Annotated in this window: 1 protein-coding gene; it reads right to left on the minus strand. The window is 70.0% G+C overall.

Features of this window, described 5'->3' with window-relative positions:
* Positions 1-3 precede the first annotated feature (3 nt).
* On the minus strand, positions 4-1,212 hold a 1,209-nt coding region (locus A5745_RS05920; protein WP_076115446.1), incomplete at its 5' end, for a PPE family protein.

Below are 1,212 nucleotides of genomic sequence, written 5' to 3' on the forward strand. Positions count from 1 at the left end.
GGTTTAGCCGGCGGAGAGGGGGCGGGCCATGACGGTGGGTTTGAAGCCGTAGCGTGGGCCTGCGCCGGCGCCGCGCACGGGTCCGCCGACGCCGGAGGCGGGTACGCCGCCCACGAGGTTGCCGGCCCCGGAATCCGGTGCGGTGATGACCTCGCTGACCGGTACCGCGGAGATGGGTTTGGCCACCGAGGGCGCCACGGCTCCGGGCCATGATTGGGGCACCGACAGCCCGGCCACGTGGGCCCCGGCCCCCAACCCGGCGGCCACGTGCCCACCGCCGCCGCCGAGGGCAGCACCTAGTCCGCCCAGGCCTTGGGCGGCACCGGTGGCGGCCTTGGCCGCCGCGGGGGCCGCACCACCGAGGATGCCCGCCGACTTGGCGATCTGCACAAAGCTGTTGCCCATACCAACGCTGAAGTAGGGCAGACCCTCCGTGTTGTAGAAGAACCCTGCGTAGGGGGCGTAGCCATTGATAATCGCGCCGAGGTTGGTCGGTGAGGCGGTCTGGCCGGTCAGCAAGAACCAGATCTCGGAGAACGGATCCGTGGCGGTCGTGGCCGCGTTGGTGGTCGGGTTGGCCAGGCTTTGCAGCTGGTTGGGCGTGGAGGTCACGGCCTGCTGCAGGGTGTTTTGCGCGGTCCCCGCCGAGGTGCCCGCGGCCGTGGCCGTGGCGGTGGACTGCTTGGCCGAGGCCGACGGATCGGCGATCTGGGGGGCCGCGGTATACGGGGTCACCTTGGTCGCGGTCGCCGACTGAGCCGCATAGGTGTACATCGCGGTGGCGTCTTGGGCCCACATCTGCGCGTATTGGGCCTCCAACTGCGCGATCACCCCGCTGTTTTGCCCCAACACATTGGTGGCCATCGCCTGAGCCAGCGTGGCCCGATTAGCCGCAATCAACGGCGGGGGCACCACCGAGGCAAACGCCTGCTCAAAGGCCGCCGCGGCCGCACTGGCCTGACTGGCGGCCTGCTCGGCCTGAGTGGCCGTGGTGCTCATCCAATCCACATAGGGCTGCACCGCCGCGGCCATCGCCGCCGAGGCCGGGCCCAACCACTCCTCACTCGAGAGCTGGGTGACCACGTTCTCATACCCCAACGCCGCCGACTGCAACTCCGCGGCCAAGGCATTCCACGCCGACGCCGCCGTCGTCAACGACGTCGACCCCGCACCGGCATACAACCGCGCAGAATTAACCTCCGGCGGCAACGC

The organism is Mycobacterium sp. IS-2888 (genome assembly GCF_001954215.1).
In the GTDB taxonomy this organism is placed as follows: Bacteria; Actinomycetota; Actinomycetes; order Mycobacteriales; family Mycobacteriaceae; genus Mycobacterium.